The 23,128-nt window shown below is 57.8% G+C and carries 20 protein-coding genes and 3 pseudogenes; 10 read left to right on the forward strand and 13 right to left on the reverse strand.

Annotated elements, in window-relative coordinates; translation table 11 throughout:
• Nucleotides 1-95: 95 nt before the first annotated feature.
• Both RPMA_RS26595 and RPMA_RS26600 read left to right on the forward strand, forming a co-directional pair.
• Nucleotides 96-719, forward strand: coding sequence for a helix-turn-helix domain-containing protein (locus RPMA_RS26595; protein WP_211910699.1), 624 nt, complete (start codon nucleotides 96-98; stop codon nucleotides 717-719).
• A gap of 78 nt (nucleotides 720-797) precedes the next feature.
• Nucleotides 798-1,382, forward strand: coding sequence for a response regulator transcription factor (locus RPMA_RS26600; RefSeq protein ID WP_211910700.1), 585 nt, complete (start codon nucleotides 798-800; stop codon nucleotides 1,380-1,382).
• Nucleotides 1,383-1,437: 55 nt separating this feature from the next.
• Here RPMA_RS26600 and RPMA_RS26605 read toward each other — a convergent pair whose 3' ends face one another.
• From RPMA_RS26605 to RPMA_RS26625, 6 genes are all read right to left on the reverse strand, one after another.
• The gene (locus tag RPMA_RS26605) at nucleotides 1,438-2,490 is read right to left on the reverse strand and encodes an HlyD family secretion protein (protein WP_211910701.1); all 1,053 of its coding nucleotides are present in this window, start codon (nucleotides 2,488-2,490) and stop codon (nucleotides 1,438-1,440) included.
• The gene (locus tag RPMA_RS28300; RefSeq protein WP_256438174.1) at nucleotides 2,480-2,920 is read right to left on the reverse strand and encodes an ABC transporter permease; all 441 of its coding nucleotides are present in this window, start codon (nucleotides 2,918-2,920) and stop codon (nucleotides 2,480-2,482) included. Before RPMA_RS28300 ends, RPMA_RS26605 begins: the two co-directional genes overlap by 11 nt.
• Nucleotides 2,920-4,821 (reverse strand): ABC transporter permease, encoded by a 1,902-nt coding sequence (locus tag RPMA_RS26610; RefSeq protein ID WP_256438175.1) that lies wholly within the window; start codon nucleotides 4,819-4,821, stop codon nucleotides 2,920-2,922. The genes RPMA_RS28300 and RPMA_RS26610 overlap by 1 nt, the downstream gene beginning before the upstream one ends.
• A complete protein-coding gene (locus RPMA_RS26615; RefSeq protein WP_211910702.1) occupies nucleotides 4,818-5,912 on the reverse strand; it encodes an HlyD family secretion protein in 1,095 nt (364 codons plus the stop codon). Before RPMA_RS26615 ends, RPMA_RS26610 begins: the two co-directional genes overlap by 4 nt.
• Before the next feature lie 136 nt (nucleotides 5,913-6,048).
• The gene (locus tag RPMA_RS28625; protein WP_408056476.1) at nucleotides 6,049-6,321 is read right to left on the reverse strand and encodes a response regulator transcription factor; all 273 of its coding nucleotides are present in this window, start codon (nucleotides 6,319-6,321) and stop codon (nucleotides 6,049-6,051) included.
• The gene (locus tag RPMA_RS26625; RefSeq protein WP_211910704.1) at nucleotides 6,243-8,741 is read right to left on the reverse strand and encodes a MalT transcriptional regulator family protein; all 2,499 of its coding nucleotides are present in this window, start codon (nucleotides 8,739-8,741) and stop codon (nucleotides 6,243-6,245) included. The genes RPMA_RS28625 and RPMA_RS26625 overlap by 79 nt, the downstream gene beginning before the upstream one ends.
• Before the next feature lie 499 nt (nucleotides 8,742-9,240).
• Between RPMA_RS26625 and RPMA_RS26630 the strand changes: the two genes are divergently transcribed.
• Nucleotides 9,241-10,218 carry a helix-turn-helix domain-containing protein gene (locus tag RPMA_RS26630; protein WP_211910705.1) on the forward strand — a complete coding sequence of 326 codons (978 nt, stop codon included), beginning with the start codon at nucleotides 9,241-9,243 and terminating at the stop codon, nucleotides 10,216-10,218.
• 647 nt (nucleotides 10,219-10,865) lie between these two features.
• Here the strand turns inward: RPMA_RS26630 and RPMA_RS26635 are convergent.
• Nucleotides 10,866-11,461, reverse strand: a pseudogene (locus RPMA_RS26635) (tyrosine-type recombinase/integrase).
• A gap of 165 nt (nucleotides 11,462-11,626) precedes the next feature.
• A pseudogene (locus RPMA_RS26640) lies at nucleotides 11,627-12,987 on the reverse strand (IS1182 family transposase).
• A gap of 554 nt (nucleotides 12,988-13,541) precedes the next feature.
• On the opposite strand from RPMA_RS26640, the gene RPMA_RS26645 reads away from it, so the two are divergent.
• The 5 genes from RPMA_RS26645 (at nucleotide 13,542) to RPMA_RS26665 (ending at nucleotide 17,991) form a co-directional block, all read left to right on the forward strand.
• Nucleotides 13,542-13,799 carry a ribbon-helix-helix domain-containing protein gene (locus tag RPMA_RS26645; protein ID WP_211910706.1) on the forward strand — a complete coding sequence of 86 codons (258 nt, stop codon included), beginning with the start codon at nucleotides 13,542-13,544 and terminating at the stop codon, nucleotides 13,797-13,799.
• A gap of 20 nt (nucleotides 13,800-13,819) precedes the next feature.
• Complete coding sequence (locus RPMA_RS26650; RefSeq protein ID WP_211910707.1) at nucleotides 13,820-14,080, forward strand: ribbon-helix-helix domain-containing protein; 261 nt, start codon at nucleotides 13,820-13,822, stop codon at nucleotides 14,078-14,080.
• Nucleotides 14,081-16,281: 2,201 nt separating this feature from the next.
• A complete protein-coding gene (locus RPMA_RS26655) occupies nucleotides 16,282-16,734 on the forward strand; it encodes an Hsp20 family protein (protein WP_211910708.1) in 453 nt (150 codons plus the stop codon).
• 80 nt (nucleotides 16,735-16,814) lie between these two features.
• On the forward strand, nucleotides 16,815-17,180 hold the full coding sequence (locus RPMA_RS26660; RefSeq protein WP_211910709.1) for a hypothetical protein: 366 nt from the start codon (nucleotides 16,815-16,817) through the stop codon (nucleotides 17,178-17,180).
• Nucleotides 17,181-17,412: 232 nt separating this feature from the next.
• Nucleotides 17,413-17,991 (forward strand): DUF2147 domain-containing protein, encoded by a 579-nt coding sequence (locus RPMA_RS26665; protein WP_211910710.1) that lies wholly within the window; start codon nucleotides 17,413-17,415, stop codon nucleotides 17,989-17,991.
• Between the two features lie 660 nt (nucleotides 17,992-18,651).
• Here RPMA_RS26665 and rpoH read toward each other — a convergent pair.
• The 3 genes and pseudogenes from rpoH to RPMA_RS26680 form a co-directional block, all read right to left on the reverse strand.
• On the reverse strand, nucleotides 18,652-19,575 hold the full coding sequence (gene rpoH / locus RPMA_RS26670; RefSeq protein WP_211910711.1) for an RNA polymerase sigma factor RpoH: 924 nt from the start codon (nucleotides 19,573-19,575) through the stop codon (nucleotides 18,652-18,654).
• A gap of 72 nt (nucleotides 19,576-19,647) precedes the next feature.
• Nucleotides 19,648-20,100, reverse strand: coding sequence for an Hsp20 family protein (locus RPMA_RS26675; RefSeq protein ID WP_211910712.1), 453 nt, complete (start codon nucleotides 20,098-20,100; stop codon nucleotides 19,648-19,650).
• A 296-nt stretch (nucleotides 20,101-20,396) separates the two neighbouring features.
• A pseudogene (locus tag RPMA_RS26680) lies at nucleotides 20,397-20,666 on the reverse strand (alpha/beta hydrolase); the annotation flags it as partial.
• A 162-nt stretch (nucleotides 20,667-20,828) separates the two neighbouring features.
• Here RPMA_RS26680 and RPMA_RS26685 point away from each other — a divergent pair.
• Complete coding sequence (locus RPMA_RS26685) at nucleotides 20,829-21,395, forward strand: TetR/AcrR family transcriptional regulator (protein ID WP_211910713.1); 567 nt, start codon at nucleotides 20,829-20,831, stop codon at nucleotides 21,393-21,395.
• 46 nt (nucleotides 21,396-21,441) lie between these two features.
• Nucleotides 21,442-22,410, forward strand: a complete 969-nt coding sequence (locus RPMA_RS26690; protein ID WP_211910714.1) for a quinone oxidoreductase family protein — start codon at nucleotides 21,442-21,444, stop codon at nucleotides 22,408-22,410.
• On the opposite strand, the gene RPMA_RS26695 is transcribed toward RPMA_RS26690, so the two are convergent.
• A complete protein-coding gene (locus RPMA_RS26695; protein WP_211910715.1) occupies nucleotides 22,407-22,667 on the reverse strand; it encodes a hypothetical protein in 261 nt (86 codons plus the stop codon). The genes RPMA_RS26690 and RPMA_RS26695 overlap by 4 nt on opposite strands.
• Nucleotides 22,664-23,077, reverse strand: coding sequence for a TetR/AcrR family transcriptional regulator (locus RPMA_RS28630; protein ID WP_211910716.1), 414 nt, complete (start codon nucleotides 23,075-23,077; stop codon nucleotides 22,664-22,666). Before RPMA_RS28630 ends, RPMA_RS26695 begins: the two co-directional genes overlap by 4 nt.
• Nucleotides 23,078-23,128: the final 51 nt, after the last annotated feature.

Below are 23,128 nucleotides of genomic sequence, written 5' to 3' on the forward strand. Positions count from 1 at the left end.
ACCCCCCATTTGGGGATTATCACTGGTCACGCCGAACAATAGAAATCCGCTCGAACAATTCCACGGTACGCTTACGCCCGAATGAGAGATCGAACATGCGCGCTCGAACAGACCCGGAAACTGTCGCGACCGCCTACGTCTACTCGCAACAATCTGACATGCCGAATGATTCAGTTGTCGATCGATCTCTCACCGCACAGGCCTCGCACCTCAAGATGCTCCTAGAGATGGCTGGACGCTTCGTGGATTCCGACGCGAGCACCGCCAAATCGCTTATTGCGGAGGCCCACTGCATCATTCACGGCACGCTCACACCTCAATCACGAAAGCGATCTAAATCACGTGGTGGATTATCAGGTTGGCAGATTGCCAAAGCGAAAAACTTCATCTCGCAAAATCTGGGAAGAAGGATCGTGATCGACGATCTCAGCGCCCTTATGGGCCTTAGTCCGGCATACTTCTCAAGGGCGTTCAAACAGAGTTTTGGCGACAGCCCGCATTCCTTCATCGTAAGACGACGTCTCGCGCATGCGCGGGAGCTTCTGCTCAACACGAGATTACCTTTATGCGAAGTTGCGATCGATTGCGGATTCGCTGATCAAGCTCACCTCAGCCGACATTTTCGTCGCCACTTCGGAGTTCCGCCGGCAGGATGGAGGCGACGACAAATATCGCGCCCCACGCGCGACAATGCAACTGAACAGCCAGATCATCTGTAGAACGGCCCAATCCGATCGGCAGGCTCCGTAGTCATACGCGCGCTGTCATTTATTCCACAATGCCTTACGAGGTCATCGATGGACGGCTGGTTTACCCCGGGCAACCTTGAGAAACGTGCACACTTTCGCACCGGAAGGTCGCTACTGATCGTCGAGGAGTGTGCTGCTTACGCGCTATCGCTGCGACATATATTCGAGCGTCGCGGGTATACAGTCACACTCTGCAACAAACCCCTGCAACTTCCTCTCTATCTCGCCGAGACACCCTTGGATTGCGCCATCCTTGAGTTAAAACTGACCGGTGCCTCTGGGCTTGAATGCATCAAAATCATTCATCAGTATGACCCGAGTATCCGCATAGTCGTGGTCACGGGGTTCGCCAGCATCACAACGGCCGTGGAGGCAATCAAACTCGGCGCCTGCTACTATCTTGCAAAACCGTGCGGCCCCGACGAAATAGAAGCAGCGTTCGAAAGAGTTTCGGGCGATAGCATGGCCTCTGTTACTCCGAGAGCAACGTCAATAAAATCGCTCGAGTGGGAACGCATACATCAGACGCTGGCGGAAACGAGATTCAACATCTCGGAAGCGGCGCGCCGTCTCGGCATACATCGCCGCACCCTGGTGCGGAAGCTGGCCAAGAGACCCATCCCGCACGCGTGATTTTCCTGCTCCCTTTCATCAAGTGATGTTTCGATCCGATTGCAGGTCTGGGCTCCTAGCGATCCCGGAGCCAAAGACCATATGCGTTCCTGACATGGCGATTGCTTGAATCACCGGGAGAATGACCGACGAGCCAAATCGACATTCCGGGCTGGACATCCGCATCCAGGATTGTCGGTTCAACGCGAACAAAAAAGCTATTCAGATCGTGATCGCCAACCGCACGGGCGGCTCGCCAAGTGGCAAATTCGCCGAGCGGTCGCAACTCCGCCACGTGCCCGATGATCTGCTTGCCACGCGCCGTCATCGCCCGAACCTTCGATCCGATAGCCAGTCCGTTCAGCCGATCTTCACGGATGGTGAAACTCATCCATCGGCCTGACAGCGGATCCGCCATGGTTAGAACCGCCTGCCCTGGAGAAACGATTTCACCTGAGTTTGCGACGACCACCTTGACCACACCATCGTCCGGCGCGAGCAGCTGTGTCTTTGACAGAGCGGCATCGACCGCTGCGGTGACAGCGGATGCCAACACCACTTTCGATTGCGCGATCGTGCGCTCTTCCTTCGTCGCCCCGTTTTGATTCAGCGCGAGACCAGCTTTCATGGCGTCTAGCTTGGCTTGCGTTTTCCGCAGCGCGGTCGTGTCTTCATCGAGTTTCTGTTTGCTCGCAAAATCGTGCACCGCAAGCATTGCGGACCGTTGATACTGTTGTCGCGCGAGTTCGAGATTTGCTTCGGCAATCTGCATCCCTTGCACGGAAATATCGATCTCCTCCCTGCGCACGCCGACATTCACATTGTTTCGGTAGGCCTGCGCCTGTCGCTCGGCCGCATGGGCATCCTCGCGCGAGTCCTCGAGTTCAGGACTACTGAGCACCGCCAGAAGGCTCCCCCTGCGCACAAACTGCCCAGGTGCGACCACGACATTGGCGAGCCGACCGTTCCGCTCAGCCGCGACGTGTATTTCGGTTTCCCTGACGACGCCCAGGATAGGCGCCGGCACCGGGTCTTGTTCGAGCGCCGAGTAGGCGACACAGCCAACACTGCCGAGCACGATCACGGCGGCGCCAAGGCGCGTGCGTGTACGGGTTGTTCTAATGCTCATGAGCGATCTCCGCACGTGCATTCGATCCGGCGAATAGAATGGCCAGCGCGCCGTATCCGATCGTCAGTGCCCACAGGATCAACCAATCGAAGCGCACATCCTGCAGCGTCGCGCCCATCTGGTTGATCCGCACCAAGCCATCCATCGCCGACGTCGTCGGCACCAGGCGACTCAGCGCCTGCAGCGGCGCCGGGATCAATTCCCGCGGCCACGACACGCCCACTAGGAAGAACTGTGGAAGACTGGTCGCCATGAAGATGAGAACGGCGGTCTCGCGACGCCGGAACCAAAGGCTGACCAGCTGGGCAAGCAAGCTCACTGATAGAACAAACGGTATCGCGAAGACGACGAGATCCAGGACGTGGCCGAGCGAGGAGAAGCCGTAGACGCGCGGCAGGATCACCAGGTAGAGCGCGAGGCCGGGCGTCATCACGGCGAGATGCGCGATCGATCGTCCCACGATCGAGCGGATGCCGCTCTCCGTCCGATAAACCGCATCTCCCCCTGCTCCACGGCAGCGCCCCTCAGGGACGCTACGCCCATCAGCAAGGTCTGCTGGATGATCAGGATGAACGCCGCAGGAACGATCGCGTTGCCGTAACCTCCCGTTGGATTGAACAGCGGCTCGGATTGGACATCCACCGGCGAGCTGCGGAGGAGCGCCGCCTGTGCCAGGCTTCCGTCCGGCTTCGCACCATGCGCGGCGATGGCCGCATTGGTCACCGCCGAACTGTCGGCGATGCCCTGAACGATGCGCGTATAGAGCAGGAAGTAAGCGGAATCGATATAAGCGGCGAGCCGCGCCTTGTTGCCTTTGAGCACGTCGCGATAGGTCCCTTCGGGAATGTCCACGATGGCAAATGCTTCCCGCCGCGCGATCGCGCGCCGCGCATCGGCGAGCGTATCTGCCCGGACAGCCACTGACAGCCCTTCATTGGCATCCAGATTCTGAATCAGATCGTGGCTGAGATCGGTGTGGTCCTGATCGACTACGGCGATAGGAAGATCGCGTAAGATCTGCGTCAGATATGGCTGCGGGTAGAGCAGCCCGTACAGCACAGGAGCAGCAATCATCAAGCCTCGCGCACCAGGATCGGCAAACACGAGGCGGATTTCGTGGACTACCGCGTCCAGCATGCTGGACGGCGGCCTTGCCAAACGGCTTGCGGGCCGCGGCGACACCGTGCCTGGTGCAGCGAACATCGCCGTCAGGCGGTTCAACGCCACGAGCAACAGAGTGGCGGCCATGGCCAGCAGGATCAGCAGCGGGACCAGCGAATTCAACGCCGGAAGACCTCGCAGCGCCTGATCGTAGAGAATCTCGAAATACCATCGTAGCGGCAAGGCATCACCCCATGCCCGCCCAAAAGCGTTCATCGCGAAGACCGGGAAGCCAATGCCTACAAAACCAAAGGCAGGTGAGCAGATGATCGCGGACAGGCTCAGGCCGACCGAGAGATTGCGAACCAGCAGTTGAACAGCGGCCCCGAGCGCCAGATAGGACACGATCAGACCGCAGGCTGCGACGATGACGAGCCCAGGATTTCCTCGAAACGGGACGTCGAAAATGCCGTGAACGATCCCGGCTTCCAGAAGCATCATCAGCACAAATATGACGACGAGCGGCAACAACTTGCCGGCCAGCGCAGCGACCGGACGACCGCCGGCGGCTCTGATCCAGGCCCGACGGCTGCGCCGCTGGAATTCCGATCCAACTGCATATCCGGCCGAAATCGTCATGATCACGTGGAGCACGGTGGGCAGGACAGCGCGGAGCAGGAATTGCACATAGTTCAAGGCCGGGTTGGTCAGCACATATTGCTCCGCCACGAGCGGTCCGGGCGAGAAAACCAGCTTTCCGGCACTTCCCTGCGATAACGTCGCGGTCGCGGCGGATACTGCGCTCGCAATGGAACTGGAGGCGTTGTTTCCGGGTGTCAGAAACTGACGATTATAGAAGATCGCCAGTTGCGGGCGCTTCCGCGCCATCAGGTCGCGCTCGAAATGCGCGGGTATATAAACAGACGCAATCGCTCCGCCAGATCGAACCACATGCATGGCTGCGTTCAGATCCTGCATGCGGTGAGCCACGCTCACGCCGGGCGCCGCATCGATAGCCTGAATATATGTCATGGAGGTCGATGTCCGGTCTTCGTCCACCACCACGATCCGCAAATCCCTGATCACCGCATTGCTGAATGTCCAGGCGAGCAACGCGAAACAGCAGAGCGGCAGGCCAACGGCCAGGATCAGCGCGATCCTGTCGCGATACATCCAGCGCAGCTCGCGCATGGCGACGAGCAGGACGCCTGGAGTCCGAGCCACCTTCATCGCCTGCCACCGAGCGTTTCCGTATAGACAGACATTCCAGGCCGGAGATCGGACAATGGCGGCTCCGGATAGGCCCGCACCTCAAAGGTGCGCAAATCGAAGTCGCCTGTCGCCCGTGTCGCCCGCCACCCCGCATATTCGCCCTTCGGCGAGATGAAGCGCACGACGGCCGTCGCGGCCCGATTTGCCAATGCCGGGATACGCACATCGAAGCGATCGCCAGGTTTCAGGCCTCTGATCAGATCTTCCCTGAGATTGAACTGGAGCCAGACGTCGTTGAGATCGACCAGCGACAGCAGCGGGACACCGGGCGCGACATATTCTCCGATTTCCGAGCCAATCTGATAAACTTGTGCAGCGATGGGGGCTCGCACGGTCAGTTCACCGACCTGCGCCCGGATCGTCTCGATGGAAGCCTGCGCCTTTGCGACATCGGCCCGCGCGATTCCCCTCTCCTCCTTGGTATGACCCGCAACGGCCTCCTGATGGGCGATTGTCGCTTGATCCGCGCCGCGCTGAGCGACGTGAAGTGCGTTTGTCACTTCATCCAGGCGCTGCAACGGCGCGTGCCCTGCATCCGCCAGCTCCTTGATCCGTTCATAGGTCAGCTGCGCGAGATTCAAATCCGCCGCTGCGCTGTCCATCGCTGCTTTGCGCTGTGCCACGACCTCCATCCGTGTTCCGGCCTCGACATTGGCCAGATTCGCATGGGCAACAGTCAGCGATGCCTCCGCCTCCTGCAGCTTGGCGATCAGTTCCGGGTTATCGATCCTGAAGAGCAACTGCCCTGCAGCGATATTGTCACCGCGCGATGCCGGTCGATACCCGACCTTCCCATCGACGCGCGCCGCGATGTCGATGCGCGTCGCATCGGCTTCGCCCTGCACGAGGACGTGCACTGGATGCACGAGAAACCAGAACGTCAGGCACGCGATCACGCCGGCAAAGCACGCGACGAACAAGACTGACGCGCGTATTCGCCATCGCCCGGCAGGCGCCGTATTTTTCGGCCGCTCCGGAACGTCGTGGGCCGGTTGAATATCCCTTTCGACAGGATCCGGACGACTATCGCAAATCTCAGGTGCCAACATCGCCTATGACCTTCGTGTCGCTCGCCTATAATTGCGGTAAGCATCACGCGCAGCGGTGATGAGCCATCCCCCGTTCGGGGATGAAGGATCGGACCGGCTATCGAGCGAGACCAATGCTCGCCGGAGCAGTGTATTGCTAATGATGCGGTTGGAGCAGGCCTTCGGAGAACGCCCGCTGAACCGCCTGCGAACGCCGATCGACATCGAGCTTCTCGAAGATGTGCTTGACGTGACTTTTCACCGTTTCATCGGTGATACCAAGCTGACGTGCTATCTGCTTGTTGGAGCAACCGTCACCAACCAATTGCAGAACGCGGTGCTCTTGCGGACTCAACCGATAATGCCGAGAGGAAACAGCCGGAACCAATTGCGGGGATGACGCCTCCCCGCGCGACGCATCTCCGCGCACCAGCTCAGCAGTTCTTTCGACAGTCCCATCTTCGCGCTGTCTAGAACGAGACGATCCAGAAGTATCGGCGTTGCCTGGCAGTAGTCATTGAAGGTTTGGCGATATCGATGCGGCGCTGCCGCCAACGCTGCTTTGCGGAATGCAACCAACGCGGCCGCCGCATCCCCCGCTGACCACGCCACGGATGCACGCGACAATTCTACTAGCAACCCCACATAAGGCGACGAGATGGGGATGGCGTCCAGATGCGCGAGTTTTTCGCTTGTGGTCCCCGTCCTGGCAAGCGCCAGCAGGGACGATGCTTCAACGGCCCGTCTCTCTCCCGTCGACCCAATGACGATCGACTTTAGCGCGTGTTCCAACCGGCGCCGCGTTGCGTGTGCTTCTTGCGATCGCTGTTCGATGATGAGAAGCCGAAAACGCTCGGCCAGAAAGTAGAATCTCAGATTTGTCCAGCCGCGGTTCACACACACACGCTTGACCCGATCGATGATCTTGTGCGCGCCTGACCGATCGCCTCGCGCGATCGCGCATCGAACCAAGGCACGATAAGCGATATGGACGGATTCAGCCATTCCGACGGAATCGGTCATCGCCAGATTTCGCGACGCAAGCTCCTCGGCTTCCGCGACGCGTCCTTGTTCATAGCGCACGCGGGCTAAAGAACAGCTCGAAAACGTCGCAGCCAATGAATAATCGCCGAGACGAGAACGCGCCACCTCGAAGGCATCCGTGGCATGACGCTCGGCGAGATCGAGCTGCAATTGGTCAAACGCGACGCAGGAATGCAAGTTTGATCGGAACGTGCTGGCTTGCACATTCATCGCATCATGCTCGTCAGCGAGCGGAATCCATGGCACGTCGTAGAACTGTCCATATTCCGCTTGCCGATATGCTGACAGCGCAACCATGTTGCCAGCCGCATTGTTCGTCCAGCTGTCTACACTGCCTGTCCGCACGAACTCCGTGAGGATCGCGCGCTTCGAACCCTTTTCGCCAAATGCCACGAAATATTCACGCAGCAACTGACATTGCGCTTCGACCGCTTGGGCGTCCGGACCAAACACGTCCTCGCGCTCAATTTGCGAGACCAGGCCACGCGCTTCATCGAGCTGAGCCCCCATGATCATTGCCCACGCGATGGCTAACTTCGCTTTTGTGTCGCCGATCTCGGACGCCTTTGACAGCAAATGCGGCCATTTCAGCAGACGCGATGAGCACCCCGATCCAACCAGTGTCGATGCGTGCTGTCCGAGCCATTGCTTCGCCTGCGCCAGATCGCCGGCAGCAACCGCGTGATCGATTGCCTCCTCCCAGAAGCCATGATCTGCCGACCACGCCGCCGCGCGTCGATGCAGGACCGCAACATCTCTCGGATGCTCCGCATGCAATCGGCTCTGAAAATACTCCCTCAAGAGAAGGGGAAACCGATACTCCGTCAGTCCCTCGTCGCCGCCGATGCTGAACAACAGCCGCTGGCTGGCCAGCACCTTGATCTGGTTCTCGCTTGCCTGATCCTGTGTCACGACAAGGCACGCGTCGGCGCGTAATCGCTTCAATATGCTGATGCTCAACATGTACTGCGCCAGGCCTTGCGGCAGCCGCGCCATAACACCGTCCATGAAGCCACGGATCGGCTTCGCTTGCGCCGTCAGGCGGTCCACGCAGCCACTCAGTCCCCCGGGCGCGTTTTTGGCCCAAACCGTGATGACCCGTACAAGCGCCGGCCATCCCTCTGTGCGTTCATGCAGGCGGCACAGTTCGAAACTCCCTACCCCGTCGATCTCCTCCTTGATCAAGAATGACCGGAGCTCCTCAATATCGAATGCGAGTGCGGGTGCATCGATTTCGACAGTGGGCGCTTGCGTATGAATGCTCTCCAGGACGGTCGGGAGCGCCGTAAGGCTCGCCAAAATCAACCGGACATTTGGCGGTGCGTATTTGAACAGATGGGAGATGGCACTATGAACGTCGTCCCGTGAGATCAGATGAAAGTCGTCGAGGATGACGAACAGCAGTTTGTTCTCCTGGGTCAGATCCGCGAGGATTGCGTTCGCCCAGGCATAAGCGGGCTGCCGCACGCCCGCGCGAGCACAGTTCTGGACTTGCTTCATCACAAGCCCAGCTTGGGACAATGCGCGCGCTAGATTCGGGAAGATGGTCGCTGCATCGTCGTCATGTCGATCAAGCGATAACCACGCAACGACATGATTGTCCTTCTTCAGGTGATCCGCCCAGCTTCGGAGGAGCGAACTTTTCCCGAAACCCGGACCGGCCTGGACGACCGTCATTGGCACCGACAGGACTTCGGTCAGCTTCTTGAGCAAACGAGGACGCGGTATGTCCCAGCTCGCAAGCTCCGCAACCTTGATCTTTCGCTGCGGAGACGGCGGCAACCAATTTAGAACCGCTTTGTTCATCACATGCTCGCCATTTCTACGGGCGTTCTTCTCGGTGACGACTGACCAGTTATTCTCTGAATTCTAGCGGCCATCGTCCGGACGCATTGTCGATCATGCCACAGCCAACTCACTGTCCAGCGGAGCAGAAGTATAGTTTCCAATCGCTTCGCTGCAGAAACAGGCCGCGTCAACTTCACACACACGACTTCTATTTTTGCGAGTGAGTATAACATCTTATCCCTCATCCACCCCTTCCAATCAGCTCAACAACCAAAGGTCGCTATACGAAACGTAGCCGTCTTCGTTACACGCTCCCCGCATCTCAAATGCTCCGACAGCATGGTCGAGTGGGGATGGATTCCTTGATGCGCCTATTTTCGGTACAACAGCGCACGAGATGTTGCTTGACATGACCTCGTTGCTTCGCACCATGGACGGCGCACACCTCATGGTTTTATGATGGCTTCGACTATCGCGCTTGGCTAAACCGGAAGAGGAATGGTCTCGGAGCGAACAAATGCCACTCACTGGACAGTCATCGAGTGACCGCCTGCAATCCTGGTCGACGCATGGCATCAAATCGACAGATCAGTTCGCCTATTTCCGCGAAGCGATCTGCCGAGCGTTCACAAATCTCGCGCCCGAGAAGCCTGCTTCGATAGACTTCCCCGCAACACTGGAGCACATACGGATTGGTTGCGGCGCGCTCAACAGGCTCGCTTATAAGAATTATGTCGTACACCGCTCGCTTCCCAAAGCTGCATCGACCAGCGCGCGCTGCTTTTATCTCAATCTCAAGCTGGCGGGGGATTGCAACATTCGTCTGGCCGATCGGGAGTTGCGCCAGGACTCGGGTCAGATCGCCCTTTTCGACAGCGCCCGCGGATTTGCGATTGAACACAAAAAATCTTCATCCTTTGGGGTCGCATCGCTCCAAATACCAACGGAGGCGCTCAACCAGCGCCTGTCCACCCCGGATGACGTGCTCCCAACCCGTATCTCCGATGATCCTGTGCTTGGCCCGCTGATTGCGATGAGCATGAAGACACTGAATCTCAACGCTGCGCGGATGGCTGAGATCGATTCCGTGAAACTATTCGATGTTCTCCTTGATCTCGTCGCGTTGAGTTATTCACGAAGGGAATACAGAGGCGTTCGAGAAACCTCCAGCATCGCGCATGCGACGACCCTCGCGGTGCATCAAGCGATCGAGACTCGCATTCGAAAGCCCGGCCTTCAAGTGTCCGACATTGCCGCGTCGGTCGGCATCAGCGAGCGCTATGTCCACATGCTTCTCGCAAAGAATGGAACGACGTTCTCAGATCACCTGATGCAACGACGCCTCGAAGGAATCGCGGCCGATCTTCGTGACCCGAAGAATGCGAGTAGAGACATCGGATCGATCGCGTTTGACTGGGGATTCGCCGAATTGTCACACTTTTCCCGCAGGTTTAAACAACGGTTTGGCGTACGACCGCGCGATTGGCGAGGCTGATTAGCGAGACACATCGTGCAGGAATCGACGAGTTATTGTCACCAGAGAACTCTGGAAACCACCAACGTGAGCGTTGGCAAAACTAGACAGCTACGATCTCGCAACAATACCGACACTGAATGAACGTTCGGGGAGCGCCCAGCCTCCTCAGATATGTCTCGACCGCGCTGGCACTCAGGCGCATTTTCGAAAGCACGAACGTCTTCGCCTGTAGCCTACGCATGCACTTTGCCATCTGACAGAACAGCAAGCGGCAGGATGTCCCGAGTTGAACCCGGTGAACTAGCGCCGTCATATTCGATCCGCAGAACTTCGCCCGTCTCGATTACCGCATGTCGGCGTCAGCATAAGCCGTTGATTTTACTGGGTGTCCTAGCCACTCAGCGGAATGGCGGAGAGAGAGGGACTCCAATTTTACCAGTAGCTAACCCGTATAAGCCCTGAAACAGGGCATTTTCGCTTCGGTCGGCGAGTGTTTGTGACCACTGTTGTGTACCACCTGAATGCGGTGTGCAATTCACTTCTGCCGCTCTGCGACCGCTACTGGCCACCAATCTACGTGACCTGCTTGATGCGCCAAGCATAGCGTTGCAAAGATCCGCTTTGCGCCAAAAGGCGCATCACTTGGTGATGCGCCTCAATGACACTTAGAGATCTACTTGCTCTGACATGGCCAATGCATCGTCTACTTCGATTCCAAGATAGCGCACGGTGCTCTCAAGCTTTGTATGTCCAAGGAGCAGTTGAACCGCACGAAGATTTCCCGTTTTCTTATAAATCTGGGACACTTTCGTCCGGCGCAGCGAATGTGTCCCATAGCGTCTTCGGTCCAGCCCAAGGCTGACTACCCAGCGATTGACAATCCGCCCATACTGCCGCGTAGACAGATGCGGTTTGGCTGATTTTTGGCTAGGAAACAGAAAGTCGGCTGGAAGCAATTTCCGGAAGGAAATCCACTTATCGAGGCTGTTCTTCGCCTGCTCCGATATTTCAAACTGGACCGGACGTCCGGTCTTCTTTTGAATGACCATCGCTCGACTGCGAAACATACCGGAGATCGTCAGGTCCTGTACTTTAACGCACGTTAGATCACATGCCCGAAGCTTACTGTCGATTGCTAGGTTAAAGAGAGCAAGTTCTCGCAAGTTTGAGGCGACTTCCAATCTCGTTCTTATCCCCAAACTTCTTTCGATTTGAGGGGCAGTTTTTGGCCGATAATTTGTCCCTTATTCCAAGCGGGCATAGATCTGGCTCCAAATCCGCCCGTCCCACCGCGTCGCTCCCAGCGAGCTCGGGAAGAATAGAGCCTCCGCCTGAATGACGGCTTAGCGCCGATTGTGTTGAAGAAGTCGGCAAGTTGGCTATCGGCGCGTGCACAGTGGGGCGGCATGCGAGCGTCTGCCCCAGTTCAGATGGGCATTGGAGCCGGTGGCGGGACCAGTTTTGCCAGCTTTCGAAGGTTCTGAGCGGTGGCGGCGAGCAGGAACTCGTCGCGAGCGCCGCAAGGGCCTCTCAGACGAAGCCGATCGAGGCGCAGGATACGCTTCAGATGCGCGAACAACATCTCGATCTTCTTGCGTTCACGTCGCGAGGTTACGTAGGCTTCCGTCCTCGCGATCCCGCGCGCTACATCGCGAGCGCTCTCGTAGATCGAGCGTGGCACCTTGCGGGCTGGCATCTTCGGGCAACACCGTGGTTTGAGTTCGCAGATGTCGCAGTCACGTTTGCTGGCGCGATAGAGAAGCGTCGCTCCGTCGTTCACCAGTGTCCCGGTTGAAATCAGCACCTTGCCTGCAGGGCAGCGATAGATGTCGCTCTCCGGATCGTAGGCAAAGCCGTCGCGGGCGAATGTCCCATCATCGCGAGCGGACTTGTCGAACACAGGTATATGCGGCTCGATCCCCCGCTCGTTGACCAACCATCCCAGCGTCTCGGCTGATCCGTAGGCGCTGTCGGCGGCCAAACGCTGGGGTGGATGCCAAAACATTCCTCGGTACGTTCAATCATCGTACGGGCCGCACCGACCTCAGCCTGTCGAATGGCGCGTGTCGCCTCGACATCGACGATGACCGCAGCCTTCAAGTCGATCAGGTAGTTGTCGGCGTAGGCAAAAAAGGCGTGGCCTTTGCGAGCTCCGGTCCATTGCGCAGCCGGATCGGATCGGGAGACGAACTTCGGCACCGTCTCGCTCGCCGCACCCCACGCCGCTTCGTCCAGTGTGTCGAGGTACTCACGGACTAACCGCCGCACCCGGGCAAGCGCGTCCCAGTCATGGTCCTCGGTCCCTGCAGCGGATCGCTGCTTGTTGGCGTCGGCAGCGATCAGGCTGGCATCGACGGCAAAGGCCGTTCCGTCGATCAGCCCTTCTGCCATGCAACGCCGCACCACCGTCTCGAACAGCTTGCGCAGGAGATTGCAATCACGGAAGCGACCATGTCTGTTCTTCGAGAAAGTCGAGTGATCCGGCACCTCGCCATCCAGCCCCAGACGGCAAAACCAGCGATAAGCGAGGTTCAAGTGAACCTCCTCGCACAACCGGCGCTCCGACCGAATGCCGTAACAGTAGCCGACCAGCAGCATCCGGACGAGCAGCTCAGGATCAATCGATGGCCGTCCAGTCGAACTGTAGAATGGCGCCAACTCGCTCCGAATGACTGACAGATCGACGAACCGGTCGATGTTCCGCAGCATATGAGCCGCTGGTACGTGTCGCTCCAGCGAGAATTCGTAGAACAGAGCCGCCTGATCAGTCTGCTTCGGACCCATCATCGATTCAGCCTCCGCCGATAGCGGGATTGAATCAGCGATGGCGTCCCGCTTCAACAGGGGAGTTTTTCAACACAATCCGCCAAAAGCGGTCCTGAGGACGAGTGGCTTCAGCCATGGCCCGAAAAAGCATGTCACTGTTCAGCAAAGCTTTGACGTATTCGTCGATAAGTACCTTTTCTGTACCGGACCGAACTTACAACCGACCAAGCACCAGCGCAGCGATCATCAAACTGGTTACCCACGTACGAGAGTCGACGGGCCAGGCTGGCGCGCTGTTATTGAAGTTTCGTTGGTCCGGCCATCTCCATTCTCGGCATATCGTCCTCGCGGGTTTAGACCGGGCCGGTCGCGAACGATCCCGACCAAATCGCTTGGCGGAGTAAGAAACCCGGGCAATGCGCTTCGCGCACGTCTACAGCTCCGATCTGGATTGGCTCCGTCGGTGCGCGCCTTCTACGCGCTTGACGTTGCATGGCAGTGAGGCGCGGTAGCGAGGTTCTGCGACAGAGATAATTCGTCTAGTGTCTGACCGGCATCAAGGGGCGCGTAGGCAAATGGAAAATCGGATATTCTTTGTTGAAGGCCGACACGTCTCAATTGCCTTGGAGGAACAGTTCTGGGACTGCCTCGAAGATATTGCTATCGAGCGCGATATTTCTCTACGAACTTTGGTGCGTCGAGTTGGGCAGCAACATCCCTTCGATGTCCAATCAGCTCTGCGTCTGCATGTGCTCGAGGATGTGTTGCGAAAGACCGGGATCGAGTTGACCACCGGCCTCGTCACATGCGATCTTGACCGAAAATATCATTAGGGAGAGATGCGGTTACCGACATGAAATCGCCAGTACGGAAGCGCTCGATCCTCCTCAACGGGCACAAGACCAGTGTCAGTGTAGAGGACGAATTTTGGTCCGCACTGAAAGAGATCGCGGCGGTGCGCTCGATGACGCTGTCGGATCTTGGCTCGGAAATCGACAAGAGCCGTGAGGACGGCAATCTTTCATCCGCGTTGCGGCTCTATGCTCTTGCCTATTACCAACAGCGATCCGAAGGAAAACTGTCGGGCGGGCCTCGAAACCCGGCAGGCCTTTAGGCGTCTAGCCAAATCGCTCGATGATCCCGGAGGCGCCGAATTCACCGTCATCCAGATCGCGTCCGCTGGACGCCACGGCCCACCAAAGTGATCTTGTGTCTGACAGCGCCTGTAGCGCCTCCGGCACGCCCGCCTCGTCTAAGACAGCCTTCAGGTTGTGATGAGGCTACGTTGCTGCCGGCAGCTAGTTTTAGGAATGGACCGGCCTGTTGGCAACACCTGATCGGACGCCACCTGCGTTTGTCATCGATGGTGAGCAAGCGTTTGAATCTGGCTTTGCAGTCTCCTCAGCGGCTGCGTGATCGCCCACACGTGTGCTTTTATCCAGCCAAAACGCGTCAATGACTACCGATGTGCCGACGAGTGCGGAAAAGAGTATGGAGCTCGTCCCGTTATTAGCTGTGTTGCTGCCGCAAGACCACGCGCGAAGTCGCGATCCGAATTTACCCAATAAAAAAAAGTCGACCGGGCTTCTTTCGCCCTGTCGAGACGCGACGCTTAGCCGCCAAAGCGCTGACGCTCTTTGCCTGTCTGTATACGAGGCGCAGCAATTTTCATAGCTGATCGAGAGCCGTAGAGGAAAGCGACGTTATGCGCGTCCTGGCCTGCTCAATCACCGTTTCTCGTTTCAGAATGTCGTCAGTCAATGGCGATCTCGGCATCAATATCCCATCAGGCCTCCTCATTCGGGCGATCCAGCCCGCGCCAAGACGCCTTACTTGGATCGTGAAACCTTTGTACTCGATATCTTCCTCAAGACTGATCATTTGGTAACGCAGCCTGCCTAAATCTTTTCTCAAACTATAAGGGCAATCAGGTGCCAGGACGTGAATCGCCGATCGTCCCAAGAAAGAAGGGCGCCTTGCAATCGCCGTAGCTCTAACCTCATCCCAAGATCACGCCAGCGGCGACGATGATCGCAACGCCGGCCACAATGTACACGTTGAAGTACTTTTGCATCGATCATCTCGTCGGCGGCTTTAGCTCGCCTTTGACCCATCCATCTCCCAGAGCAAGGGGCTCCTTCTCAACTGATGTCTGGATAAAGGAGCATCTGGGACATTCATAAGCATGAGTCACATAGCCCAGCCGCGCTGGTGTAGAACGCAGCCATATCGACGAAGCCCCGCACTCGAGGCAGGGTTGGGTCCGTGTCTGCGGCATTGGTCAGGCCGCTGATGCTTGGAACTGCCTCGCCGCTGGAGCCATCGCATGCGGGAAGGTCTCAGCAGCCAAAGCGTTGAGAGAAGCTCGCTCCTCTGCCAGACGTCGTTCGATGGACGATCGTTCAGAATCTGACAGCTCGCTTCTTAAGAGTCGCCAGTACCGAGCGATATTGTTGCGGTGCGTGCGGATCCTTGCCAGATTTTCGTCGATCATCATCGTCCCCAGACGGTCTATGCATGCTTTCGTTTTGAGACGGGCAATCAAGATACCCGCCGGGAATTTAGAAAACTCGTTGAGGTCGTCAAGGGCCTTCTACAAGCGAACTTCCCTCTAAATATCTATTGGTCGAGCGTCGCAGTTCGCGAAGCTCGGTCTGCAATGGATTGCGCGCGCTGTTCTCGCGCAATCCATTCGCTATAGGCTCGGCACGCTGGGATTTGCCGCTCTCGCGCGTCACGCCGGATGCTTGCCAACGTCTCTGCCGACGGCGGCGATAGACCCGTCTCACGTTCATGCGCTTTACACCGAGCGGCTATAAACAGCAGGAGGGCGAAGGAGAGAAGTAGCGATATCGTAGTGAACATAGCGGTTACAGCTAAACAGACCCTATACGATTTAGGAGCTCATGGACCGGACCGCCACCGACGCTCTTTCCGGCTCACACGGCATCGACACTGTCACGTTTTATTGTGACTTGAATAATTTCTCGAAGCCGCTCGAGCAAGACGAGAGTTCCCTAGATGCTGCAGAAACCGGGTGACATCCCTGAAAATCTCCATCGCCAAGCCGATGGGGCGCCTCAAGCCTAATAGCCGTATGGGCCTCGAAAACAGTGAGAATGTCACCTCGGTTCCAGATATGCCGGTCAGGCACATTGGGCCCGCCCCTCAAAAAATTCGCGCTCCCTCTTGAAATTCCAGCCTCGGTTTTTCTATTTCAGGGGCGCCGGGCGCTTTTATGGGCCTGGTACAAGGCGGGCGCCGGTAGCGTCCGGCGCCCGCTCATACCCATCTTGCTCAATGGAGGATTTGGCTATGACCAACTACGACTTCGCCCCCTTCTGGCGTTCGAGCATTGGCTTTGATCGCCTTTTCGACCTGGTAAATTCTGCCCCGCGCGGCAACGAGGACGCTTTTCCGATGTATGATATCGAGCGCGTAGGCGACGATCGTTACCAGATCACGCTCGCTCTTGCTGGCTACAGTCCCGAAAATGTCTCGGTGACCGCGGAGCAGAATGTGCTCACGGTAGAAGGCCGCAAGGACGATCAGAAACGGGACCTCCTCTATCATGGAATCTCCGGCCGGTCGTTCAAACGCCAGTTCAATTTGGCCGATCACGTCCAGGTAACCGGCGCCAACTTCGATAACGGACTTCTGCAAATCGGCCTGCTGCGGGAAGTGCCCGAGGCGAAGAAGCCTCGGAAGATCGAGATCTCCTCCTCACCGAGGTCGAACGTCGAGCAGCTCACATCGAAGGCTGCTTAATTACCGTGTCTCACCTGCCGCTGCGGCGTCGCCGCAGTGGCAGCCCAAGTGCCTTACCGAAAGGAGTATAGGAGGCCAGCATGTCAAATTCTGCCATGTCGATGAATGAGATTCACGCCAACTCTCTACTTGCCAGCACCTTCACGCATCCCCGGGAAGTGCTCGCGAATCCATTTTTGGACGCTCTTCAAAAGCGCTGCGTCCTTGCAACATGGGCGTCTGACGCGTTCGCCGTCGAAGGAAAACCCTGGCTTCGGCAGCTTCCTGGGTCCAACGCTCAGGTCCGGATCGGCGACATTATTGCAGCGCTGAAGGTTCTGGACGACGACGATGGGGCACCGCCCTGCCCCGGTCGTGCCACCATTCCAAAGAGCCGACGTCCCATCCGCGCCGTTGGTCAGACGGCTCGGGAGAGCAGACGTCGTCTAGCCGATATTCACGCGTGAAGCTCTGCAGCCGCTCTCGGGCGGCTGCTTCCATATGCGTCACACTTATCTGTCTCGGCAATCTGCAACTCTCAGGCACATGCGGACATCAGGTTGCAGCCCCCAAATGCTCTCTTTGCTGGGAATACGTAAGCCGAATGAGTGTTAGGCAAACGATTAAATCGCCTTCATTTTTGCGCATTCGTTCGATTTGAAAAAGGTCCGTCTGTGGTGCAAGAAAGCGGAGTTGGTCGTGCTTGCAAAGCTGTTGGGTGTCGCCGGATTGCTTCTGGTTTCCACGAGCGTGACGGCGCGTTGTCAGAATGCGTTGACCGGAGATTGGCTGGTCGAGGACAAAAGCATTCGCGTCCGCGTGATTAGCTGCCCGCCGGCCCTTTGGGGGTACATCGCAGCAGAAAAGACACCTGGAAAGGACATGAACAATCCGGATCCGGCGATGCGCGGTCGGCCCATGCTTGGCGTGCCTCTCCTGATCAATCTTCACGAGACTGAGCAAGGGCTCTGGGCCGGAAAGATTTATGATCCGAAAGGAACGGCAGTGACGGCGGGCGGCAAACAATATGACGTCACGGCGCGACTAACGCCTAAAGGGCAACTCGAAGTTCGCGGCTGCATGGGAAAGATCTTCTGCGGCGGGCAGGATTGGACCAAGGTCACAGACCCGGCCACTCCCCCAGTCCCCTCGCCCACGCCCATTTTTGCCGGCCCGCCTGCAACCTCACCTGCCAAGTTGACCAAGCCAGGTGCCCAATCCGCACAGGATCCGGCATGCTCATCGATTGCCGCGATGGTCCCAAGAGTTAACAACTGACCGCGGAGGATTTCGCAAACAATCTGCTTGCTGGGCGCTGTGGCGTTGGGCTCATGCGCCGCACGCAGCGACTGCCCACTTCTCAGGATGGGCGCGTCTGTCGTTTCATCTGGGAAACTACTCCTTACGATCTCCCGGGCCCGCTGTCATGGTCGACCAGCGATCCGACCGCGGCGTGAAAAGCCATAAACGGTGCGACCCAAGAAGCTGCAAGATTGTTAAGTAGAAGGATGCCTAGCACGGTCTGCGTCATCCTGCGTATCCCCCATTTTCACTAAGTGCCTGAATTGCCCGGCTCTCTCTCGCAATTCGATCTATGTAGAGTTGTCTCTCACCTGCATCGTTTGTGTTAGCAATCAGACGCTTATAGTGATCTGCGACTTTCCTGCTTCCTGCGATTAGGAAATTGCGCACGTCAGACGCAAGATGCCCGTACGCCACTTCTGAGCGATGTGCAGCGCGCGATCGCGATCGATCTGTGATAGTGTCCGTCATTCCTGACTGCCTTGTCGATTTGCTTACGTGCAATTCTGCCGGCCGCCGCCTGACTAATGCTCATACGTCAAGACATGGCGCGTACCTTGTCAACGACAGCACAGCAGCTCGCGATTAGCGTCGGGTGACGCCGACGTTAATGTCTTTTGGACATTCACACCTTCATCATCCAGAAGCCCCAAAACTCGGTTGCTTAGGCAAACTGACAGTGCCGTGACGAGCAGCCCCTCCCAAGGCAGATGCGATAGCGACACGAACCTTCTGAATCGCGCGTTCCTCGACCTGCCGGACACGTTCTCGGGAGATTCCTAATTCTGCGCTCAGTTCATCCAGGATCAGTGGATTGTCTGTGAGCCATCTTGCCCTGATGATACGTTGCTCTCTTGCGGAAAGTCCGCTGAGCGCTTGTTCGAGCGCTTGTCGACGTCGTGCGCCATCGCTCCGCTCTGCGTAGACTTCTTCGACGTCCATATCGTCCGCAAGACGATCCTGCCATTCCAGCCCTTCATCGTCGTCGTCAACCGACCTTGCGTTCAGCGACATGTCGCCCTGCAGACGCCTGTTCATGTCGATGACTTCGCTCTCGGCAGCGTTCAGACGTCGCGCGATGCGCGTGACCTGCTCAGCTTGCATATCCCCGTCTTCCAATGCGCCGATTTTACTCTTCAGACGACGCAAATTGAAAAAGAGGCGCTTCTGGGAATTGGAAGCCGCGATCCGGACAACGGACCAGGACCGCAGAATGTATTCGTGGATGGTCGCCTTGATCCACCAGGTCGCATAGGTTGCGAGCCGGAATCCGCGATCCGGGTCGAAGCGTTTGACGGCCTGCATCAGTCCGATATTGCCCTCCGAAATGACGTCGGAGATCGGCAGTCCGTAGCCGCGGTAGCGCATCGCGATCTTTGCGACGAGACGAAGATGGCTCGTCACCAACTGATACGCGGCCTCTTCGTCGTCCGTCTCACGAAGCCGACGCCCGTAGGCAGCCTCCTGATCCGGCGAAAGCATTGGAAAGCTTTTGATCGCGTTCATATAGCGCGTGAACCCGCCCCCTGCTTCCAGGGCGGGAAGAGCCATTGCGGCCATCGTCAAACTCCGTAGTGGATGTCTGGAATAAAGGCGCGCCGGAAAAACCGGCGCGCGGGGTCGAAGGCTGGGTCAGGCAGCCTTCGCTTCCAGTTGTTCGACGTTATTGCGAACGCCCTGTCCGATCGGGATTTTGCGGGGCTTCTTGGCCTCGGGCACTTCGCGCTTCAGGCCGATCCGAAGCAGCCCGTTGTCGAGATATGCATCCGTAACGGTAACTTGCTCAGCTAGATTGAACTGCCGCTTAAAGCTACGCGCGGAAATGCCCTTGTAGAGCAAGTCCCGCTTCTGCTCATCCTTGCGGCCCTCTACCGTGAGGACGTTCTGCTCCGCGGTCAACGAGATGTTCTCGGGAGCATAGCCCGCCAGTGCAAGGGATATGCGGTAGCTGTCCTCGCCGAGACGCTCGATATCGTAGGGCGGAGAGCCCTCTTCATTGGCACGCTGGGTCGCGTCCAGAAGGTCGAACAGGCGATCGAAACCGATGCTCGAGCGCCAGAGCGGGGCGAAATCGTAAGTCCTCATAGCCAAATCCTCCGTTGAGCAAGATGGGTATGAGCAGACGCCGGACACCACCAGCGCCCGCCTTTGCCGGACCCTGAGGCATCCGACATCCGATATTTAGAAAAAACGGCCGGTCGATTTCAAGAGGTCAGCGCAAAATTTTTGCCAGGCTTTGACGGCCATATCATTCTGCAACCAGCCGCAATCTGCCCGTCTGGTAAATGCGATCCTCTGCCCTAGCCGACATCAGACGGTCCTGGACCAGCCACCGTGTGAGCAGTCTAATCCGCGCCGACACACGATCGTGCGGGCATTAAGTAGCTGTGACCGACGAGGACCGTGGGCCCATCCTGCAATGATAGGACACGCTTGGTAGCGGCGATGTCGTCGGCGAGTGAGGTCAGCGGCTGCTGCACGATCGTCACCGTAAAGCCTTCTGCCGTCAGCTTATCGCTCACCGCACGCCAGCCGGAGCCATCGGCGAAGGCGCCATGCACGATCACTACGTTTTTCGCATCCGCCGTCAATGCGGGCGTCGCGCCAAGAGATAGAAACGCAATCAGCAGCGCCGCTCGCTTCGAAACCATCATGTCTTTCTCCCATATCTGCAGGTAGATGCCTGCTATCCGCCCGGCATCTGAGCGCGATCCGATCTGTCATGAGATGTCGCGCTCGGATTGTACAAAAGCGATCTCAAACTCGGCTACCGCATACTTGACTGACCATTCCAGAAATGCGAGGTTTGCGCCATGGCGAGAACGAAAGAATTTGACAAGGCCGAGGCACTGAATGCCGCCGTGGAGGTCTTCCGCGAACATGGGTTTGCTGGTTCCTCTGCGGAGATGCTGACGCGGGCCATGGGTATCGGACGGCAGAGCCTTTACGACACGTTCGGAGACAAATGGCAGTTGTACTGCGAAGCGGTCCGACGTTATGCGGATGCTGAACGTGAGCAACATCTCCAAGCTCTGAATGGTAGCGCGCGTGCGATCGACGGCATTGCACGCATGCTTGATCGCGTTGTTGCAGATGCAAAGCGCGCTTGCCTCGGCGTAAGTTCGATCTCGGAGTTTGGTTGTTCACGCAAGGAACTGCGCGACATTCACTCGGCCGCCGACCGCGCCCTCCGGGCGGCCGTCGTGAAAAAGGCTGACGAGGCGTATGCACAAGGCGACATCAGGCGAGATCTGGCTTCTCCAGATGCCGCCGCTTTTGTCCTTGCGAATTTGGCTGCGATCAGGCTGGCGGCCAGGGGCGGAGCCTCATTGGCTCAACTTAGATCTCTAAGCGCGTGCGTACTCCAAGCCTTAAAGTAAATTTTTTGACTTAAAATGGAACGATCGTTCAAGAAAGGAAGCTGATATGAGAGCAGTCGTGATGAATCGGCCTGGCGGGGTCGAGGTCTTGCAGTACATCCAGTTGCCAGATCCTGCCCCCGGACCCGGCCAAGTCCGCGTCGAGCTCGCAGCCGCAGGCGTGAACTTTATGGACGTCGGTGTGCGCCGGGGAATGCTATGGAAAGATCAGTCTGGTCCGGCGACACTGGGTGTCGAGGGCGCGGGCATCGTCGCTGCACTTGGCTCAGGGGTGCATGATTTCAAGATCGGGCAACGGGTGGCTTGGGTTTATGCTCCCGGGAGCTACGCGGAAAGCGCGGTTATGCCAGCCGCATCGCTGGTCTCCATTCCCGACGGCATAGATGATTTGACCGCTGCGGCCGTGATGATGCAGGGGCTTACAGCAAGTCACTTCACGACTGACTTCTATCCAATACAGATCGGCGACGTCGCTCTGGTTCACGCTGCGGCGGGCGGCCTCGGCCTTTTGATCACGCAGATCGTCAAAGCTCGGGGCGGTAAAGTAATCGGAAGAGTGTCCTCGACCCAGAAGGCAGCTGCTGCGAGAGACGCTGGGGCCGATCATGTCATCGTGGACAAGGAAGGAGATTTCGCCGACGAGGTCTTGCGTTTGACGGACGGCCGGGGCGTCGATGTCGTCTATGACGGATCAGGTCCGAGCACTTTCGAGGGATCTTTAAAAGCGTTGAGGCGGTCGGGCACATTCTGCTGGTATGGACCAGTGCTCGGAGGTCCCGGTCCACTCGACATTATGAGCCTGCCAAAGAGCATCAAATTAGGGTACGCGGTTTTTCTAGACCACATTCCCACAGTTGATGCCCTGAGAACGAAATCCGGACGACTGTTCGACTGGATTCTGAAAGGTCATTTGCGGGTTCGTATCGGTGCGAAGTACTCGCTCCAGGATGCCGCAAAAGCGCACTCGGATATGGAAAGCCGGGCGTCCACCGGAAAACTTCTCCTCATACCTTAAGGCGCGAGGCCAGCCGCACAGCCACATATATCAATCGCGTTGTTGTGCGGCGACTCCGGGGGCGCCATGGCAGCCAGGAAGACCCGCCATCGCTGGTCGAACAGGCCAGCCATGGTGGCGGGCCGGTTCCGAACGACATCTCCGAGCCTCATGTGGTTGTTCACACCTTCAAGGAGATCGATAAGAATGGCAGTCGCAAATGCCGGATCGGCGTCCTTCAAACTGCCCGCCTTCTGGGTGGCGACGACCGCCGTCACGATGGGTTCGAGCGAAATCGCCGCCCAAGACGCAAGCTGTCTTCGCAGTGCCGCGGACCTGACGGCCTCCGCCATGCCCCTAGATAGAACGCAGCATAGTCGCGCGACGACCCGATCTCCACGTAGCGGCGCGCCGTTTCGCGTAGTCCATCTATGGCCGTGTCCGCGCAGTCGTAGGCCTGCGCAAGTTGATGCCCGAAGCGATGAATGTCTCGTACTGCGACCGCTTCGAGCAGCGACGTCTTACCCGCATATCGACGATAGATTGTGTGTTTTGACAGCTTCAATCTTGCTGCGATCTTGTCAATCGACGCTCCGTCGATTCCGCGCTTGCAGAATACCGATCTCGCTCCGTCAAGGATGCGCTCAGCAATCTCGGCTGCCTCCTCTTTTGTTGGCCGGCCGATCATCACTGGGCGTCACGCTTTGGCGCCCGTTTAGCACGTCGGTCGGATGTCACA

The organism is Tardiphaga alba, assembly GCF_018279705.1.
Taxonomy (GTDB): Bacteria; Pseudomonadota; Alphaproteobacteria; order Rhizobiales; family Xanthobacteraceae; genus Tardiphaga; species Tardiphaga alba.

Bases quoted from the DNA above. Each gene is read 5' to 3' on its own strand.
- RPMA_RS26595 (WP_211910699.1), top strand. From the start codon at position 96: ATGCGCGCTCGAACAGACCCGGAAACTGTCGCGACCGCCTACGTCTAC.
- RPMA_RS26600 (WP_211910700.1), top strand. From the start codon at position 798: ATGGACGGCTGGTTTACCCCGGGCAACCTTGAGAAACGTGCACACTTT.
- RPMA_RS26605 (WP_211910701.1), bottom strand. From the start codon at position 2,490: ATGAGCATTAGAACAACCCGTACACGCACGCGCCTTGGCGCCGCCGTG.
- RPMA_RS28300 (WP_256438174.1), bottom strand. From the start codon at position 2,920: ATGACGCCCGGCCTCGCGCTCTACCTGGTGATCCTGCCGCGCGTCTAC.
- RPMA_RS26610 (WP_256438175.1), bottom strand. From the start codon at position 4,821: ATGAAGGTGGCTCGGACTCCAGGCGTCCTGCTCGTCGCCATGCGCGAG.
- RPMA_RS26615 (WP_211910702.1), bottom strand. From the start codon at position 5,912: ATGTTGGCACCTGAGATTTGCGATAGTCGTCCGGATCCTGTCGAAAGG.
- RPMA_RS26625 (WP_211910704.1), bottom strand. From the start codon at position 8,741: ATGAACAAAGCGGTTCTAAATTGGTTGCCGCCGTCTCCGCAGCGAAAG.
- RPMA_RS26630 (WP_211910705.1), top strand. From the start codon at position 9,241: ATGCCACTCACTGGACAGTCATCGAGTGACCGCCTGCAATCCTGGTCG.
- RPMA_RS26645 (WP_211910706.1), top strand. From the start codon at position 13,542: ATGGAAAATCGGATATTCTTTGTTGAAGGCCGACACGTCTCAATTGCC.
- RPMA_RS26650 (WP_211910707.1), top strand. From the start codon at position 13,820: ATGAAATCGCCAGTACGGAAGCGCTCGATCCTCCTCAACGGGCACAAG.
- RPMA_RS26655 (WP_211910708.1), top strand. From the start codon at position 16,282: ATGACCAACTACGACTTCGCCCCCTTCTGGCGTTCGAGCATTGGCTTT.
- RPMA_RS26660 (WP_211910709.1), top strand. From the start codon at position 16,815: ATGTCAAATTCTGCCATGTCGATGAATGAGATTCACGCCAACTCTCTA.
- rpoH (WP_211910711.1), bottom strand. From the start codon at position 19,575: ATGGCCGCAATGGCTCTTCCCGCCCTGGAAGCAGGGGGCGGGTTCACG.
- RPMA_RS26675 (WP_211910712.1), bottom strand. From the start codon at position 20,100: ATGAGGACTTACGATTTCGCCCCGCTCTGGCGCTCGAGCATCGGTTTC.
- RPMA_RS26685 (WP_211910713.1), top strand. From the start codon at position 20,829: ATGGCGAGAACGAAAGAATTTGACAAGGCCGAGGCACTGAATGCCGCC.
- RPMA_RS26690 (WP_211910714.1), top strand. From the start codon at position 21,442: ATGAGAGCAGTCGTGATGAATCGGCCTGGCGGGGTCGAGGTCTTGCAG.
- RPMA_RS28630 (WP_211910716.1), bottom strand. From the start codon at position 23,077: ATGATCGGCCGGCCAACAAAAGAGGAGGCAGCCGAGATTGCTGAGCGC.